14 protein-coding genes (1 of these 14 running past the window's edge) are annotated in these 16,727 nt (G+C 68.0%); 5 read left to right on the forward strand and 9 right to left on the reverse strand.

The genetic code is table 11. The features are described 5' to 3' along the window. Both E2E30_RS14370 and E2E30_RS14375 read right to left on the reverse strand, forming a co-directional pair. Window positions 1-685, reverse strand: partial view of a sigma-54-dependent transcriptional regulator gene (locus E2E30_RS14370; protein WP_133190898.1) — the 5' portion only. The gene continues 608 nt to the left of window position 1, outside the view; only the first 685 of its 1,293 coding nucleotides appear in the window; it begins with the start codon at window positions 683-685; the stop codon falls past the left edge of the window. Continuing rightward, entirely contained in the window at window positions 682-2,439 is a 1,758-nt protein-coding gene (locus E2E30_RS14375; protein ID WP_133190900.1) for a sensor histidine kinase, read from the reverse strand. Before E2E30_RS14375 ends, E2E30_RS14370 begins: the two co-directional genes overlap by 4 nt. 358 nt (window positions 2,440-2,797) lie before the next feature. Here E2E30_RS14375 and E2E30_RS14380 point away from each other — a divergent pair, with 358 nt between their 5' ends. Continuing rightward, a complete protein-coding gene (locus E2E30_RS14380; protein ID WP_133192115.1) occupies window positions 2,798-4,138 on the forward strand; it encodes a dicarboxylate/amino acid:cation symporter in 1,341 nt (446 codons plus the stop codon). Between the two features lies 1 nt (window position 4,139). Next, window positions 4,140-5,618 (forward strand): alginate export family protein, encoded by a 1,479-nt coding sequence (locus E2E30_RS14385; protein WP_133190902.1) that lies wholly within the window; start codon window positions 4,140-4,142, stop codon window positions 5,616-5,618. A gap of 1 nt (window position 5,619) precedes the next feature. Here the strand turns inward: E2E30_RS14385 and E2E30_RS14390 are convergent, their stop codons facing one another. After that, on the reverse strand, window positions 5,620-6,870 hold the full coding sequence (locus E2E30_RS14390; RefSeq protein ID WP_133190904.1) for an arsenic transporter: 1,251 nt from the start codon (window positions 6,868-6,870) through the stop codon (window positions 5,620-5,622). Window positions 6,871-7,351: 481 nt separating this feature from the next. Between E2E30_RS14390 and E2E30_RS20810 the strand changes: the two genes are divergently transcribed. Both E2E30_RS20810 and E2E30_RS14395 read left to right on the forward strand, forming a co-directional pair. Continuing rightward, entirely contained in the window at window positions 7,352-7,504 is a 153-nt protein-coding gene (locus E2E30_RS20810) for a hypothetical protein (RefSeq protein ID WP_165954530.1), read from the forward strand. Window positions 7,505-7,622: 118 nt separating this feature from the next. Next, window positions 7,623-8,381 (forward strand): FadR/GntR family transcriptional regulator, encoded by a 759-nt coding sequence (locus E2E30_RS14395; protein ID WP_133192116.1) that lies wholly within the window; start codon window positions 7,623-7,625, stop codon window positions 8,379-8,381. A gap of 296 nt (window positions 8,382-8,677) precedes the next feature. Here the strand turns inward: E2E30_RS14395 and E2E30_RS14400 are convergent, their stop codons facing one another. The 3 genes from E2E30_RS14400 to E2E30_RS21135 all read right to left on the reverse strand — a co-directional run bounded on the left by E2E30_RS14400 (window position 8,678) and on the right by E2E30_RS21135 (window position 10,913). After that, on the reverse strand, window positions 8,678-10,246 hold the full coding sequence (locus tag E2E30_RS14400) for an alpha-N-arabinofuranosidase (RefSeq protein WP_133190906.1): 1,569 nt from the start codon (window positions 10,244-10,246) through the stop codon (window positions 8,678-8,680). 252 nt (window positions 10,247-10,498) lie between these two features. Further along, complete coding sequence (locus E2E30_RS14405; RefSeq protein WP_133190908.1) at window positions 10,499-10,762, reverse strand: hypothetical protein; 264 nt, start codon at window positions 10,760-10,762, stop codon at window positions 10,499-10,501. Window positions 10,763-10,787: 25 nt separating this feature from the next. Continuing rightward, window positions 10,788-10,913, reverse strand: a complete 126-nt coding sequence (locus tag E2E30_RS21135) for a hypothetical protein (RefSeq protein WP_272482933.1) — start codon at window positions 10,911-10,913, stop codon at window positions 10,788-10,790. 36 nt (window positions 10,914-10,949) lie between these two features. Here E2E30_RS21135 and htpG point away from each other — a divergent pair, with 36 nt between their 5' ends. Further along, the gene (gene htpG / locus E2E30_RS14410; RefSeq protein ID WP_133190910.1) at window positions 10,950-12,827 is read left to right on the forward strand and encodes a molecular chaperone HtpG; all 1,878 of its coding nucleotides are present in this window, start codon (window positions 10,950-10,952) and stop codon (window positions 12,825-12,827) included. 20 nt (window positions 12,828-12,847) lie between these two features. Here htpG and E2E30_RS14415 read toward each other — a convergent pair whose 3' ends face one another. The 3 genes from E2E30_RS14415 to E2E30_RS14425 all read right to left on the reverse strand — a co-directional run bounded on the left by E2E30_RS14415 (window position 12,848) and on the right by E2E30_RS14425 (window position 16,724). Beyond that, on the reverse strand, window positions 12,848-13,804 hold the full coding sequence (locus tag E2E30_RS14415; protein ID WP_133190912.1) for an NADP-dependent oxidoreductase: 957 nt from the start codon (window positions 13,802-13,804) through the stop codon (window positions 12,848-12,850). 65 nt (window positions 13,805-13,869) lie between these two features. After that, a complete protein-coding gene (locus E2E30_RS14420; RefSeq protein WP_133190914.1) occupies window positions 13,870-15,069 on the reverse strand; it encodes a glycosyltransferase family 4 protein in 1,200 nt (399 codons plus the stop codon). Beyond that, window positions 15,066-16,724, reverse strand: coding sequence for a capsular polysaccharide export protein, LipB/KpsS family (locus E2E30_RS14425; RefSeq protein ID WP_165954531.1), 1,659 nt, complete (start codon window positions 16,722-16,724; stop codon window positions 15,066-15,068). The genes E2E30_RS14420 and E2E30_RS14425 overlap by 4 nt, the downstream gene beginning before the upstream one ends. Between the last annotated feature and the right edge of the window lie 3 nt (window positions 16,725-16,727).

A 16,727-nucleotide genomic window follows, 5' to 3' on the forward strand; every position in this document is an offset into this window, starting at 1 on the left:
CCCGGTCGGCGCGCGCCACGACGCCGTTGCGCACGAACAGCTCGCGCTCGATCAGCGCTGGCGTCACCGTCGCACAATCGATCTTGAGGAAGCGATGTCGCGCACGCCGGCCTGCGCGGTGGACGAGCCGCGCGAAATGCTCCTTGCCGGTGCCGAGCTCCCCCTCGATCACGATATCGAGCGCGGCATCGGCCAGGACCGGAATCATCCCGCGCAGCCGGACGATCGCGGGTGTAGCGCCGATCAACGCATCCCCCGCTTCGGCATAGGCCGCGGCGCGGAGCTGCCGGTTCTCGAGGAACACCGCCCGCGCCTTCGCCGCGCGCGTCGCCGCCGCCAGCAACGCTTCGGGATCGAACGGCTTGGTCAGGAAATCCCATGCCCCTGCCTTGATCGCGCCGACCGCCATCTCGACGTCGCCATGCCCGGTGATCAGCACGACGGGCAATTCGGGATCGCGCGCGTTCAACACGCCGAACAGTTCGATCCCCGACATACCCGGCATCCGCACATCGGTGATGACGACCCCGGGATAGTCCGCGCCGATGGCCGCAAGCGCACTCGCCGCATCGGCGAAGGCGCGTACGCTGAACCCCTCCAGCTCGAGCAACTGCGTCGTCGCCGCGCGCAGATCGTCGTCGTCGTCGACCAGCGCGACCTCGAGCGGGGCGGAGGTCGCTTTCACGCGCGCCGCATCCCGATCTCGAAACGCGCCCCGCCCCCACCCCCGCCCTCGCCTTCACCTGGCAGCAATCGCAGCGTTCCGCCGAGCTCGACCATGATGTCGTGCGCGATCACCAGCCCCAACCCCAATCCTTGCGGCCGCGACGTCACGAACGGGGTGAACAGGCGCTCCGCAATTTCGGTCGACACGCCCGGGCCGGTATCCGCGACGACCAGCCGGACGTGCGTGGCGTCGCTCGTCAGGGTCAGCGCGATCTGCCGTGTCTCGCACGCCGCAATCGCTTCCACCGCATTCTGCATCACGATCACGAGCACTTGCTCGAGCCGGACCTTGCCGCCGATCACCGCGAGGTGCGGCGCGACCGTCGGGAGATCGAGCGTGACGCCGCGCAGCTGCTGCCTGAGGATCAGCAGCGCGCCGTCGATCACCTCGGCGATGTCGACCGGCCGCACCTCCCCGGTCTGGCGGCGCGCAAAGCCGCGGAGCTGCGCGGTGACCGCGCCGATCCGCTCCGCCAGCCCACCGATCCTGACGAAATTCTCGCGCGCCTCCGCCATCGCGCCGCGATCGAGCAAAATCGCGCCCGAGGCGGCATAAGTGCGGATCGCGGCGACCGGCTGCGCGGTCTCGTGCGCGACGCTCGCGGTGATCTGCCCCAGCGCGGCGAGCCGGTTGGCCTGGCGCAGCGCTTCGCGCAGTTCGGCGGCACGCGCTTCGCTTTCGGCGCGCTCGTCCATCTCGCGCCGCAGATCGGCCGTCTGCCGCGCGACCGCGCGTTCGAGGTCTTCGGTCCGGCGGCGCGACTGCGTCACGCGTTGGCGCCACGCCCAGGCAAGCGCGGCGAGCGCGATCGTGGCGAGCGCCGCGCTGACCGACGCGGCACGGCGCGCGGCCGCGACCGCTGCGTCGATCGGCTGGAGCAGGAGCAATTGCCAGCCCGGCTGCGCGGTCACCACGGCGCGCGCGAGAAAGGTCGTGCCCAGCCCGACAAAGCGATCCTCGCCATCGACCGCCGCGACCGGCAAAGGCGCAAGTGCGGCTGGCGTGACGCGCGCCTCGCCGCGGAACTGCGCTTCGTCGCGCGCGGAGAGCGGCCGCGTCGCGGCGAAGCGCCAGGCCGGCCGGCTCGTCACCAGCACGACGCCGAGTGGGTTGCGGACGAGCGTGATCCCGCCGGCGCTCGCCCAGACGCGTTCGATCCGGTCGAACTCGAGCTTGATGACGATGACGCCGCGATTGGCGATTCGTCGCGAGAGATAGAGGCCGGGGTGCCCCGACACCGTCCCCAGCGCATATTGGCTCGCCTCGCCGCGCGCGAGCGCATCGCGAAAATACGGCCGGAAGCGATAGTCGGCGCCGACGAAGCTCTGCGCCGATCGCCAATTGCTCGCCGAGATCGTGATGCCATCGGAGCCGATCACATAGATGGCGGGCGCGCCCGTCACGCGCGACAGCGCTTCGAGCTTGATGTCGAGCGCACGCTTTGCCGCCGCACTCCCGCCGATCGCGGCGATCACGTCGCGATCGTCCGCCAGTGTCAGCGGGAGCAAGCGGAACCGCGCGAGTTCGCCGTTGAGCAGCGCGGCGCGGAGCCGGGCATCGCTCTCGACTTGCTGGTGCAGCGCCGTGACGACGCGCTGCTCGGCAAGACGCCCGGCGCCCCACGCCGCCGCGATCGCCAGAATCGCCGCGACGATCCCCCAGCGCACCCCGATCGAGCGCCCGACCGCCGCCAGTGCCGTGCGCGCCGTCATCCGCCGGCCCGGCGGGCGCGCGCGGCACGATGCGGTAAGCTTCGAAGGGCAGCGCAGGTCATGGTCGATCGATCTGCCATAGCAAGCGGGCGATGGGACAACAGCTTCGCCACGCTGCGGTTGCGGGCGTGGCACACCAATGTGCAACTTTCGGCACAATGTCGCCAGCCTCTGTCCCGATTATTGCATATCGATCGGGCGTTCACAGCCATTCAGCCAGCGAAAAACGCCGACATCTTAGGGCCTTGTGCGAAAATAGCGAATTGTGCGCCATCCGCAGTCGCCACCGCCGCACACTGTTCGCATAGTCAACCGCCCGTCAGAGGCGCTCCCCCTGGATGAGGACGAGAAGGCCGTGATCCCGATTTCGCAACACCCAGCCGCCGAATTGGCGGCTGCTCCCCGCCGCCCCTGGTATCGCCACACCTATGCCCAGGTGCTGATCGCGATCGTCGCGGGCGTGCTGCTCGGGCATTTCTATCCGGCGACGGGTGAGTCGCTCCAGCCGCTCGCCGATGCCTTCATCAAGCTGGTCAAGATGATCATCGCGCCGGTGATCTTCCTGACGATCGTCACCGGGATCGCCGGCATGCGCGATCTCGGCTCGGTCGGCCGCGTCGTCGGCAAGGCGTTCGCCTATTTCTTCTTCTTCTCGACGCTCGCTTTGATCATCGGGTTGATCGTCGCCAACGTCGTCCGGCCGGGCGCGGGGCTCAATATCGATCCGACCACGCTCGATACGACCAAGGTCGCCGAATATGCCAGCAAGGCGCATGCGACGACGCTGGTCGGCTTCCTCACCGGGATCATCCCCAACACCTTCCTGTCGGCGCTGACCGAGGGCAACATCCTGCAGACGCTGTTCGTCGCGGTGCTGTTCGGCATCGGCCTGGCGATGATCGGCGATCGCGGAACGAAGCTGCTCGGCGCGCTCGAGGATATATCGGTCGCGGTGTTCAAGGTCGTCGCGATCGTGATGAAGGCCGCGCCGATCGGCGCGTTCGGCGCGATGGCGTTCACCATCGGCAAATATGGCGCGGGGACGCTTGCCAATCTCGCGATGCTCGTCGGCACCTTCTATGCGACCTCGTTGCTGTTCGTCATCGTCGTGCTCGGGCTCGTCGCCCGCTCGGCAGGGTTCTCGATCTTCAAGCTGATCGGCTATCTCAAGGACGAACTGCTGCTCGTGCTCGGCACGTCGAGTTCGGAAAGCGCGCTGCCGAGCCTGATCGAGAAGATGGAGCGCGCCGGCTGCCCCAAATCGGTGGTCGGGCTGGTCGTGCCGACCGGCTATTCGTTCAACCTCGACGGCACCAACATCTATATGACGCTCGCCGCGTTGTTCATCGCGCAGGCGTGCAACGTCGATCTGTCGCTCGGCCAGCAATTGCTCCTGCTCGGCGTGGCGATGCTGTCGTCGAAGGGCGCGGCGGGGGTGACGGGGGCTGGCTTCATCACGCTGGCCGCGACGCTGTCGATCGTGCCGAGCGTGCCGATCGCCGGGATGGCGCTGATCCTCGGGGTCGATCGCTTCATGAGCGAGTGTCGCAGTCTCACCAACTTCATCGGCAATGCCGTCGCGACCGTGGTGGTGTCGCGCTGGGAGGGCAAGCTCGACATGGAGCAGTTCCGCAGCGCGATCGCCGGGCGCAGCGTGCGCGTCGACGAGATGGCGGCCGACGCCGTTCCGGCCGAATAGCATGCGCAAGCCGAACCCGATGCGCGCGCTGCGTGCCACCACCCCGCTTGCCCTGCTGCTTTCCACGCCAGCACTGGCGCAAGCGACCGCAGCGCCTGCCGCAAGCCCCGCCGCGACCGAATATCCCGCGGCGGCGGCGGGCGATGGCGCCACCACCAACGGCTATAATCTGTCGCGCTGGGCCGAGGATTGGCGCGTGCTGCGCGATCCCGCCAAGCGCGACGATCCGATCGATCGGATCAAGTTCATCCCGATCGCCGACGACGGGCAAATCTATTTGACGCTTTCGGGCGAGGCGCGGTTGCGCATCAACATGACGAGCAACCCGAACTTGCGCGAGACACCGCACCAGCGGCAGGACATCCGCCGGCTGACCGCGGGCGCCGATTTGCATCTCGGGCCGCATCTGCGCCTCTACGGCGAAGTCGCGCATGGCGGGATCGGCGGGCGTGAACTCGGCGCGCCCGCGGCGACGCTGCGCAACGCGCTGACGCTCCAGCAATATTTCGCCGAAGCGACCGCCGATGTCGGCGGCGTCGCGCTCGGGGCACGCTATGGCCGCCAGGAATTCACCGACGGCCCCAATCTGCTCGTCTCGCAGCGCGACAACAACACGATCCGCTATACGCTCAACGGCATCCGCGCCTGGGCGCGCACCGGCCGCTTCCGCCTCGACGTGTTCGACCTCAAGCCGACGGCGTACGGCGATCTCGGTGTCGAGGACGATATCAGCGATCCGGCGCGCCGCTTCTCGGGCGTGACGCTCGGCATGGTCGTCCCGACGCAGTGGTTCGGCGGGTCGAAGCTCTATGTCGATCCGTTCCTGTGGCGGCGGCGCAATTCGGTCGGCACCTGGGGCGGGCGGATCGGGCCGGGACGGCGCTTCTACGGCGGCGTGCATGTCTGGGGCGATGCCGGCCCCGTGACGATCGACTGGACGCTCAACCATCAATGGGGCAATTTCATCGAGCAGCGGATCGATGCGTGGCACGGCTTCTTCGCGCAGACATTCCGCCTCGGGAAGAGCCCCGCCGCGCCGCGGATCGGCTTCCATGCCGATTATGCGAGCGGCGGTGGCGGCTATGGCGGGCGCACGCTGCGCAACGCCTATGCGCCGTTCGGCAACAACATCTATTACAGCTACCAATTGTCGCTCACGCCCTCGAACCTGATCGCGGTCGCGCCGACGGTGAGCTTCACGCCGGTCAAGAAGCTGCGCGTCAGTGCCGAATATCAGCTGACGTGGCGCGACGATGCGCGCGACGCGGTGTACCGCGCGAACGGCCAGCCGTTTGCGGGCACGCAGAGCGTCGCCGACCGCAAGATCGGCAATGTCGCGCGCGTTCAGGCGGTCTGGTCGATCGCGTCGCGGCTGTCGTTCACCGGGCGCTACGAGCATCTCGCAGCAGGGCCATCGTTGACGAAGGCCGGCTATGCCAGCTCGGACTTCCTCGCCGGCTGGCTGAGCTTCCGCTTCTGACCTAGCCGATCAGCAGCCGCGCGCCGAGCGCGGCGGCGAGCGCGGGGATCATCGTCACAGCGCCGACCTTGAGGAAGCGCCAGAAGCCGACATCCTCGCCCTCGCGGCGGATCGCCTGGAGCCACAGGATCGTCGCGAGCGACCCCGTGATCGACAGATTGGGGCCGAGATCGACCCCGATCAGCAACGCATCGACGATCAGCCGCGGCGGATGGACTTGCGCCACCGCGGTGCTCGCCACCAAGCCGGCGGGAAGGTTGTTCATCAGGTTCGACGCGAAGGCGAGGATCGTGCCCGACAGCGCCGCACCCTGTACGGGGTTCGCCGCCGCCGCCTTCAGCGCTGCGGCGACCTGCGCGATCACGCCGGTGCGATCGAGCGCCTCGACCAGCACGAACAGCCCCGCGACGAGCGCGAGCACGCTCCACGACACCTGCCCCGCAAGCGCGAGCGGCGAGCTCTTCGCCAGGGCGCACACGCCGAGCGTCGTCGCGAGCCCGGCAAGGCAGGTCGGCAGGCCGAGCGACAGGTTGAACGCCGACATGCCGATCAGCACGCCGGCGGTCGCAACGATCCCGGCGAGTGCCGCCTTGCCACCGGCCGAGAGCGGGGTGCGCTCGACATCGGATTCGCACGATCCCGCGAGGCTCTTGCGCTCGATCCAGCGGAGCGCCGCATAGGTCACGACGATCGCCGCGAGCGAGGGCAAAGCGAACGAGCCGAACCACTGGCCGAGCGGCGGCATCTTCCCACCATAGAGCACGAGGTTGGCGGGGTTTGAGATCGGCAGCACGAAGCTCGCCGCATTGGCGATCAGCGCGCACGCGAACAGCAGCGGCAGTGGTTCGGCCTTGGCCTTGCGCGCCGCGGCATAGACCGCAGGGGTGAGCACGACCGCGGTCGCGTCGTTCGACAGGAAGGTCGTCGTCACGATCCCGGTGGCATAGACGAGCAGGAAAAGCCGTGCGGAAGAGCCCTTGGCGTTGATCGCCGCGGTCGCCGCGACCCAGTCGAACAGCCCTTGCTCGCGCGCGGTTTCGCTGAGCAGCATCATGCCGATCAGGAACAGATAGACGTCGAGTCCCTTGCCGATCGCCGCGACCGCCGCCGGAACGGGCATCAGCCCGAACACGACGAGCAGCGCCGCGCCGGCCACCGCCCAGATCGCCTCGGGCAAGCGGAAAGGGCGCGTGATGACAGCGCCGGTGGCGGCAGCGCAAATGCCCCAGGTGGCGCCGTTCGCGAGGATCACCGACGCCGTCCATTCTTGTCGGGGCCGAGTTGCGTCCCGGCGTCCGCCACTCCCTTCGCCGTCATCATACGCTCCTGCTCACACGGACCGAGCGCCCGCCGGCGTCAGACCTGAAGTGTCCGAGCGTCACGCTACCGCCACCATCGAGCCTAAACAGCTCCCTTCGCTTTCAGTTCACTTGGATTAAGAACTTGCCGCAACTCGCCTTGAGCGCGGCGCGCCGCACAACCACATTCTGTTGTCGGACTATTGACCCAAGCCAGACTGCGTCACCCTTTTCTGCAGTCGGGTCCCGGAAGCGTCCCGTAACGCCGGTTGCACGATGCACCACGACGAGCCGCCACCACGCGCAGCGGTCTCGGGAGAGATGGGATGACCCGGCCAGGTGATTGCGCGCTCTTTGCTTCGGCGGCCGCTGAGGCAGGGCCTCCCTGCCCGTTCAGCGCCGCATCTTCCAGCGCCGCCGCGACCGGCCGGCGCGATGCAGGAAGCGGCACCACCCTCCGCGCGCTGGCTCCAGGGGCCGATCGCGGTCGACCTCGGCGATTCCATGATCCGCCCGCGCCAGCTCTGGACGATCGCGCCTGCGCCCGGCGGCGGCGCGCGGGGCGCGGTGCGCGGTGCGCCGTTTTGACTGAAAGGCTGGATTATCCGTAAACATGCTGACACGATGCCGGACACGCTGGGATGGGCGCAGTTTCCGAAGCGCGCCGTCGCTGCTAGAGGGAAAGGCTGTGACGATTAAAGCCCCCATCATCGCGCCAGACGATGCCGACGCCGGAGACGGTTCCACCCCTCTGGCACGCCAGCCGCGCGGCAAGGGCAGACGCCTGCGCGGCGCCATTGCCCACAAGCTTGGCGTCGCGATCCTGTCGGGCGAATATGCCCCCGGCGAAACGCTGTCGAGCGAGACCGTCTTTGCCGAGACGCTCGACGTGTCGCGCAGCGCGTATCGCGAGGGGATCCAGGGGCTGATCGCCAAGGGCCTGGTCGAGAGCCGCCCCAAGACCGGCACGCGCGTCCTGCCGCGCGACCGCTGGAATCTGCTCGACCCCGACGTGCTCGCCTGGGCGTTTGCGGGCGAACCCGATCCGCAGCTGGTGCGCAGCCTGTTCGAGCTGCGGCTGATCATCGAGCCCGCCGCCGCCGGGATCGCCGCTGCCAAGCGCGACCGCGACGACATCAAGCGGATGAAGGACGCGCTTGCCGCGATGCGGCGCCATTCGCTCGCGACCGAGCCGGGCCGAACGGCCGATCGCCAGTTCCACGACGCGATCCTGCGCGCGACGCGCAACGATGCGCTGGTGGTAATGAGCGCCTCGATCGGCGCCGCAGTCGCCTGGACGACGCAGTTCAAGCAGCGGATGCGCGCGCTGCCGCGCAATCCGATCCCCGATCACGTGCTCGTCTATGACGCGATCGTCGCCGCCGATGTCGAGGGTGCGACCGCGGCGATGCGGCGGCTGGTCGAATTGGCGCTCGAGGACACGCAAAGCGTGATGGCAGTCTAACGCGCCATGCCGGACTTGATCCGGCATTCATGCGAGCCGGTCGAGCATGGCGGTCGTCTCGCATGGACCCCGGATCAAGTCTGGGGTGACGGCGCTCTGGGTATACGCGCGTTAGTGCGTCAGCGCGACACGTTGGCGCGGCCTGCAATCGCGCGACCTGATTCGTGGTCGGCTGGGCTGCTTATCGCCTGCTAGGCGCCGAAGGCATTGCGCAGCAGTGGATCGTCGCGCGCATACCCGTCCCTTCGAGAACACGCGTCACCGCCGACCCAGCGCCGGTGACGCGCCGTTCCCGCTCAGCGCAAGTCGAGCACCACCACCGACTTGGCCGGGATCGTCGCGGTCAGCGTGCTGCCCGCGACCTGCGCCGCCGTGAACGCCACGGGCTTCACTGCATCGGGCTGCTCGAAGCTGTTATGCGCGTCCATCGTCGCGCCGGTGACGATCCGGCCCGTAACGCTGGTCGCGCTCACCCCCGCGAGCGCCATGGACAGCGGGATCGGCCGATTGGGATCGAGATTGACCAGAGCGACATGCACCTGGCCCGCAGTGTCGCGCACCGCCGATGCGCTGATCGCCGGCACCGCCACCGCATCCTTGTGATACCAGGGCGACGTGACCTCGATCGGCAAGGTCGTCGCGTCCATCCACGGCAGATAGAGGTCGAACACCCAATAGGTCGGCGTCTTGACCATCTTGGCGCCGTCGGTGAGCAGCATCGCCTGCAGCACGTTCACCATTTGCGCCACCGCCGCCATCTTCACGCGGTCGGCATGGTGCGCGAAGATGTTGAGGTTGAGCCCGGCGACCACCGCATCGCGCACGCTGTTCTGCTGGACGAGGAAGCCGGGGTTGCTGCCCGGCGCAGGATCGTACCACGTGCCCCATTCGTCGACGACCAGCCACACCTTCTTGGCAGGATCGTATTTGTCCATGACCGCCGAATGCTTGGTGACGAACTCCTCCATCTGGAGCGTGTGCGCCATCGTGCTCGCCCACTCGCTCTCGGGGAAGCCGAGCGCTGCGCCCTTGTCGTTCCAGTGCACGTCGCGCGGGCGCGTGTAATAATGCAGCGACAGGCCGTCGATATGCTTGCCCGAAAGCCGCATCAGCGTGTCGGTCCATTCGTAGTTCGAATCGCTCGGGCCGCTGGCGATCTTGCGCATCTTGCCCGAGCCCGATTTGGCGAAGGCGGCATAGCGGTTGGTCAGGTCGGCGGCATATTCGGCGCGCATGTTGCCGCCGCAGCCCCACAATTCGTTGCCGATGCCGAGATAGGGCACCTTGAACGGCGCGGGATGCCCGTCCGCCGCGCGCTCCTTGGCGAGGCTCGAGCCATTGGGCGAGGTCATGTATTCGACCCACTGCGCGGTCTCGCTCGGCGGCGCGCTGCCGACATTGGCCGAGACATAGGCTTCGGCGCCGAGCCGCTCGACAAAGCCCATGAACTCGGGCGTACCGAAGGCGTTGTCCTCGTTGACGCCGCCCCAATTGGTGTTGATCTTGACCGGACGCTTGCCGCGCGCGCCGACGCCGTCGCGCCAGTGATATTCGTCGGCGAAGCAGCCCCCGGGCCAGCGCACCGTCGGCACCTTGATCGCGCGAAGCGCGTCGATCACGTCGCGGCGATAGCCATGGTCGTTGGGGATCTTCGATCCTTCGCCGACCCAGATCCCGCCATAGATGCCGTGGCCGAGATGCTCGGCGAACTGGCCGAACACCTGGCGCGCCATCACTGGGCCGGGGCGGTCGGCATGGACCGTGGCGGACGCGGTGGCGTCGCTGGCGGCATCCTGGGCGACTGCCGCGGTCGACGCGAGCAGCACCGTGGCGAGAGAGAGCGCAAATCCGGCACGACGGGTCATCGGGGTTTCCTTCGCGGAGAGACGGGAGGGGTTGTCGGCGCGAGTCCGCACGGCGCGCGGTCGAGGGCTGGCACGGCGTCCAGCGGCGGGCGCGGGTGCCGGTCGGATTCGGTCGTCGTCGTCGCCATGACCCGCATCCCCCTCCACCCGGCACGGCCCGCGCGAGGCCTTGCATTTTCAATTATATTGTCTGACTATAATCGCAAAGCCGCGACGTCAACGTACGTCGAACGCTGCATCGCGATCGCGGCGCTACCCCCGCACCGCCCCCTCAGGCCCGTCGATCACGCGGAAATGGCCGCTGCAATGCATCAGGCTGAGCAATTGGAGCATTCCGTCGACATAGCGCTGCTCGCCGGTCGGCACCGGCATATCCCACAGCGCCCGCAGAAACGCCTTCGCGATCGGCCCCGGCGTGGCGGCGAAACCAGCCACCGCGGTCGCCGCGAGCGTGTCGCGATCGGCAAAGCGGTCGATCCCCTCCCCCGCGAGAAAGCCCTGGATCCGATCGCTCAACGCGCCCGAGCGCCTTATGGTGGCGCTATCTGCAAATCCAGCGCGAGACGTTGGCGCGCAACCATCGGAACGCATTGCGGAAGTCGCGACGGGCGACATGCACGTCGCGGTCGGTCGGCGCGATCTTGAAACGCCTCGGCGCGACGTCCATGTCGCAGCCTTCATCAACCGGAGAGACCGTGGCCCCATGACGACGACCACCACCACCACCCCGCGTTCCTTCGAAGCCGATGTCGCCAAGCTGCTGCATATGATGGTGCACTCGGTCTATTCGGACAAAGACGTCTTCCTGCGCGAATTGATCTCGAACGCCGCCGATGCGTGCGAGAAATTGCGCTACGAAGGGCTCAGCAACGCAAGCCTGCTCGGCGATGACGGCCAGCCGCGCATCACCGTCACGCTCGACGCCGAAGCGCGTCGCCTGACGATCGAGGATAACGGCATCGGCATGAGCGAGGACGAGCTCGGCGAAGCGCTCGGCACGATCGCGCGCTCGGGCACCAAGGCGTTCATGGATCGCATCGGGGGCGCAAAGGATGCCGAGGGCAGCCAGTTGATCGGCCAGTTCGGCGTCGGTTTCTATTCGGCGTTCATGGTCGCCGATCAGGTCGAAGTGGTATCGCGCCGCGCCGGCGCCGAGACCGCGGCCTTGTGGTCGTCCGACGGCCAGGGCACCTATACGATCGAACCCGTCGACATCGCCCAGGCGCCCGCGCGCGGCACCCGCGTACTGCTCCAGCTCAAGGACGACGCGACCAGCTATACCGACGCCTTCACGATCGAGCGGACGATCAAAGCGCAATCGGGCCATGTCCCCGTGCCGATCTTCCTCAAGGACACACCCGACGCCGAGCCCAAGCAGATCGCCGACGGCGCCGCGCTCTGGACCAAGCCCAAGGCCGAGATCAGCCCCGAGGACTATACCGATTTCTACCGCAGCGTGGCGGGCCAGTTCGACGCGCCTGCGCTGACGCTGCATTACCGCGCCGAAGGCATGCACGAATATACCGTGCTCGCCTTCATCCCCGAGACCAAGCCGTTCGACCTGTTCGATCCCGACCGCGCCGGGCGGATGAAGCTCTATGTCCGCCGCGTCTTCATCACCGACGAGGCCGAGATCCTGCCGCGCTATCTGCGCTTCGTGCGCGGGCTCGTCGATTCGAGCGACCTGCCGCTCAACGTCTCGCGCGAGATGATCCAGGACAGCCCGGTGCTCGCCGCGATCCAGAAGGGCGTGTCGAACCGCGTGCTGAGCGAACTCGACAAGCTCTCGACGAACGACACCGAGCGCTATCTCAAGCTGTGGGATACGTTCGGCGCGGTACTCAAGGAGGGCCTGTACGAGGATTATGCGCGGCGCGAGACGCTACTCGGCCTTGCACGCTTCAAGACGACCACTTCGAACGGCGAATGGCGTTCGCTCAAGGACTATGCCGCCGGCCTCAAGGACAACCAGACCGCGGTCTATTACGCGCTCGGGCCCGATCTCGACCGGCTCGCCTCGTCGCCGCAGCTCGAGGGCTTCCGCGCGCGCGGGATCGAGGTGCTGTTGCTCACCGATCATGTCGACAGCTTCTGGGCAGCCGCGGGCATGGATTTCGACGGCAAGCCGTTCAAGTCGGTGACGCAAGGGTTGGCCGACCTCAGCCTGATCGCGCTTCCCGAAGGCACCGAGCCGACGCCGCCTGCATCGGAGACGGTCAACGACTTCATCGCCTTCGTGAAGACGACGCTCGGTGATGCGGTGTCCGACGTGCGCGTGTCCGAGCGCCTGACCGAAAGCGCGGTCTGCCTCGTCGCGCCCGATACGGGGATGGACCGCCAGCTCGAGAAGCTGCTGGCCGGCGCGGGCCGGCTCGAGACCGCCGCCAAGCCCGTGCTCGAGATCAACCCGCGCCATCCGCTGATCGAGCAGCTCGGCGCAGAGGGGGCCGATCCGGCGCTGCGCGAGGACGCCGCCCATCTGCTGTTCGACGAAGCGCGGATCGCCGATGGCGAGCTGCCGGTCGATCCGCGCGCGTTCTCGGCGCGGCTGACGCGCGTGCTCGGGCGCGGGCTCGGCTGAGCCCGCGCCGTCGTGCTGCGTCAGACCAGGCGCAGCACGACCTTGCCGCGCGGATGCGCGTCCTGGGCAAAGGCGTGCGCCGCGCGCACGTCCTCGAGCGGAAAGGTCTTGGCCACCGTCACCTTGAGCGCGCCCGACGCGAGCAAATCGGCGACTTGGCCGAGCGTGGCGGCATCCGGCTCGGCATGCCAGCGCGGCACGATGCGCACCTTGTGCTCGGCCGCCTTGGCCGTGTCGGGATCGAGCGTCGAGACTAGGATGCCGCCTTCGCGGATGACGCCGAACGAACGCGCCTGCGTCTCGCCGCCTTGCGTATCGAACACCATGTCGAGATCGGTCGCGATATCCTCGAACCGCGCGTTCTTGTAATCGATCACCGTATCGGCGCCGAGGCTGCGGACGAAATCGAGGTCATGCTCGGATGCGGTCGCGAACACCGTCGCGCCTTTCCAGCGCGCGAGCTGCACAGCCATGTGCCCGACCCCGCCTGCACCGCCGTGGATCAGCACGCGCTGCCCGGCGGTGAGCCCGCCATGATCGAACAGCCCCTGCCATGCGGTCATCACCGCAAGCGCCGATCCGGCGGCAGCGTCGAAGTCGATCGCGTCCGGCATCGCGACGAGCTCGCGCGTCTTGACGCAGACGAAGTCGCTCTGCGCACCGCGATCCTGCCCGATAAAGGCGAAGACGCGGTCGCCGACGCTCCACTCCGAATCCGCGACTTGCGCGATCTTGCCCGCCAGATCGCGCCCGAGCACGATCGGCAGCGCATCCTCGCCGACCGGCGGATATTTGCCCTCGGCGGTCTTCCAGTCGACCGGATTGACGCTCGCCGAATGGACGCGGACGAGCACTTCGTCGGCCGCCGGATAGGGCGTGTCGATCGTGGTGACCTCGATAACCTCGGGGCCGCCGAAATGGGTGATGCGCACCGCGCGGTTGGCGGTGGCGGACGTTGTGCTATCGAGGTCGGGCATGCGGGAACTCCTTCGCGCCGACAAACGCGTCGCCGTCCAGTGCGATCCCCCACCCCGTCAAGCGCCTAGCGTTGCAGCGCCTCGATCGCGTCGCACAGGATCGAGATATGATCGTGCCAGGTCGGCGGATTCCAGCCGCGCATCCGCTCGAGTTGCGCATGATGCATCGGCCCGGCACGCGCATGATCGAGGATCGCCGCCTCCCAACCGAGCCCATCGAGCGGATCGAGGAAATCCGGCGCGGCGCCACCGGCCTCGTGGAGCGCGGGCAGATCGCTGCAGATCACCGGCGTGCCGACCGACAGCGCTTCGGCCACCGGCATGCCATAGCCTTCGGCGAACGACGGCAGCACCAGCGCGCGCGCACCACGCAGCAGCGCGTGCATCCGCTCGTCCGAACAGCCGTTGAGCTCCTCGACATGGCCTTTGAGCCCGGGGCAGCGCTCGAGCATGTCGACGACTTGCTCATTCTCCCAGCCGCGACGCCCGACGATGATCAGCCGCGGGATCGCCGCCGGATCCATCTGCTGCGCCATGGCGCGCCACAGGTTGAGCAGCAGCAAATGGTTCTTGCGCGGCTCGATCGTGCCGAGACACAGGAAATACGGCCGTTCCGCCGCCGCGCTCGGCAGCGGCGCGACGTACGGGATCTCCTCGGTGCCGAGCAGCGCCACGCGCACGTCGACCGAGCGCCAAGCCGCCAAGAGGAACGGCTTGAGCGATTTGGCGGTCGATACCGAATTCACGATCACACTGTCGGCAAAGCGCGTGATCGTGTCGACGCGCTGCTGATGCAGCCGCGCCCCGTCGGGCCGGGCATATTCGGGATATTCGATCGGGATCAGATCATGCACGAAGCACAGGAAGCGCGCCTGTTCGTGCGCGAGGATCCGTTTCACCAGATCGGGCTTGGTCAGATGGTGCGGCGACGATTGGACATAGACACTGTTTGGGCCGGGCCGCGGCCGCGTCGGCAGCAGGTTGAGCAGCGTCGGCATCACTTCGGCGATCGGCCGCGGCCCGCCCTTGCCGCGCGCGCTCGCCCAGCGCGCCTCGGTCGCGTCGAGAAACGCGAGCGTTCGCGCGCGCGAAAGACGGCCGTAATTGCCGAACGGATGCACCGCGGCAAAGCCCAAGCGCTCGCCAAGCCGCGCCTGCAAGCCGCGCGCATACGCCATCTCGACGCGATCGACGCCCGACGGAGTCTGGTGCCGCGCGCGCGACAGCAAGCGCGAGACGTCGAGGATGACCTCGCCCGCGCTCATAGCCACCCCATCGTCAAACGTCCCTGCACTTGCTTCAACTTCGTCACCCAGGCCAATCTGTTCGTCGCATTGCCGCTTGCCATGCGCGCGATCAGCACCTCGGGCGGACAGGGCAATCCCGTAACCGGATCGAGATAGCGCGGGTAGACAATCAACACCGCGGCAACGAGTTCCGCCAGCCCCAATCGCCGCCCCCGGCGATCGGGGATTGGCGCGAGATCGCGCGTCAGGCCCCAGCCGGCGTAGAACGGCACGCCGTGGCAGGTGACCGCTCGCCCGCGCAGCAGCGCTTCGAACCCAGTGAGCGAGGTCAGCACATGGACGGCATCGACCAGATCGAGCAGCCGCGCCATCGTCCCGCCGCGCACGATCCGGTCGGCGTGCGCCAGGGCGTCGTCATCGCGGACCGCGCCCTTGCGATGCCCGGCATCGACATCGGGGTGCGGACGGAACCAGATTTCGGCATCGGGCTCGAGCACGCGCGCACGGCGCAGCACCTCGAGATTGCTCGTCAGCCCCGCCCCGCCGAGCAGCACCGACTGGTCGTCCTCGACTTGCCCCGCGACGAGCACCAGCCGCTTGCCGGCGGCGCGTTCGGGAAAGCTGTGCGCGGCATCGCCGCCATATTTGCTGATTCCGGCGGCCAGGATCGTCGCGCTCAACCGCTGCGCGCGCTCGAGCAAGGCGGGCGGGAATTCCCCCTCGGCCAGCAGCACCTCGAGATCGCTCGCGCGCGTCGGGTCGTAATGGATGCCGCGTCGGTCGATCGCGATCGACGACGGGGGCACGAGATTGCTGCCGAGCCCGACCGAACGCACGAAGCCATCCTCGACACGGACCAGCGCGACGCCCCGCGCTGCAGCGGCTGCCGCCAACCCGGCCGAAACGCGCGACGGCCACACCGCAATCGCGCCGCCCATCCGCGCGGCATGCGCGATCGCGCGCTGCTCCGACCAGAAGAAGCGCAAGGGGTGCGCGGGCGTCCACAGGAAGCGCGCGATCTCGTGCCGCTTCCACCAGCTGAAGCCGCACGCCGCGACGAGCCCATGATTTGCCGCAAAACTCTGCCGCAAGTCGCCGAGCCACGCGATCATTGCGCCGCTGTCGGCGGTCTGGCCAGTGAACGGGTCGAGACAGGCGGTCTGCGCGAGGTCGCTCGCAGCGCGCGCTTCGAGCGTGGCGGCATCGTCGCCGGGCTCGCCGAAACGGCCGGCCGAGAGCAAATGGACCGCGCAACCAGCGATCGCCGCAAGCGCGACCCATTCGTCGTCACCGTGCGCAACGAGCGTCGTGGCACGATCGAGCACCGACCACGGATCGATCTCGGTCGCGACGATCCGCGCGGCATCGATGCGAGCGTGCACCGCGGCGTCGCGCGCCAATGGCGCGGGCATCGACCATAAAGCCGCTTGCGCGAGCGCCGCAGGTACGCTGTCGAGATCTCCGCGCGTCCGCAGACGCACGATGGTCGGCGCGCCCTGGACCGCGCACGCCGGCGCCCAGAAGGCCCCGCCGACGCGCGCCGCACGGATCGCGGCGAACAGCGATTCGATCGTTTCGGGCGCAAGCACGTGCTCGCTGAGCGTGCTCGTCGTGTCGATGACGGCAGCAGCAGCGCCCGGAAATGCCGGAAAACGAAGCAAGGGAAGGCGCATCGC

Source organism: Sphingomonas sp. AAP5, from assembly GCF_004354345.1.
In the GTDB taxonomy this organism is placed as follows: domain Bacteria; phylum Pseudomonadota; class Alphaproteobacteria; order Sphingomonadales; family Sphingomonadaceae; genus Sphingomonas; species Sphingomonas glacialis.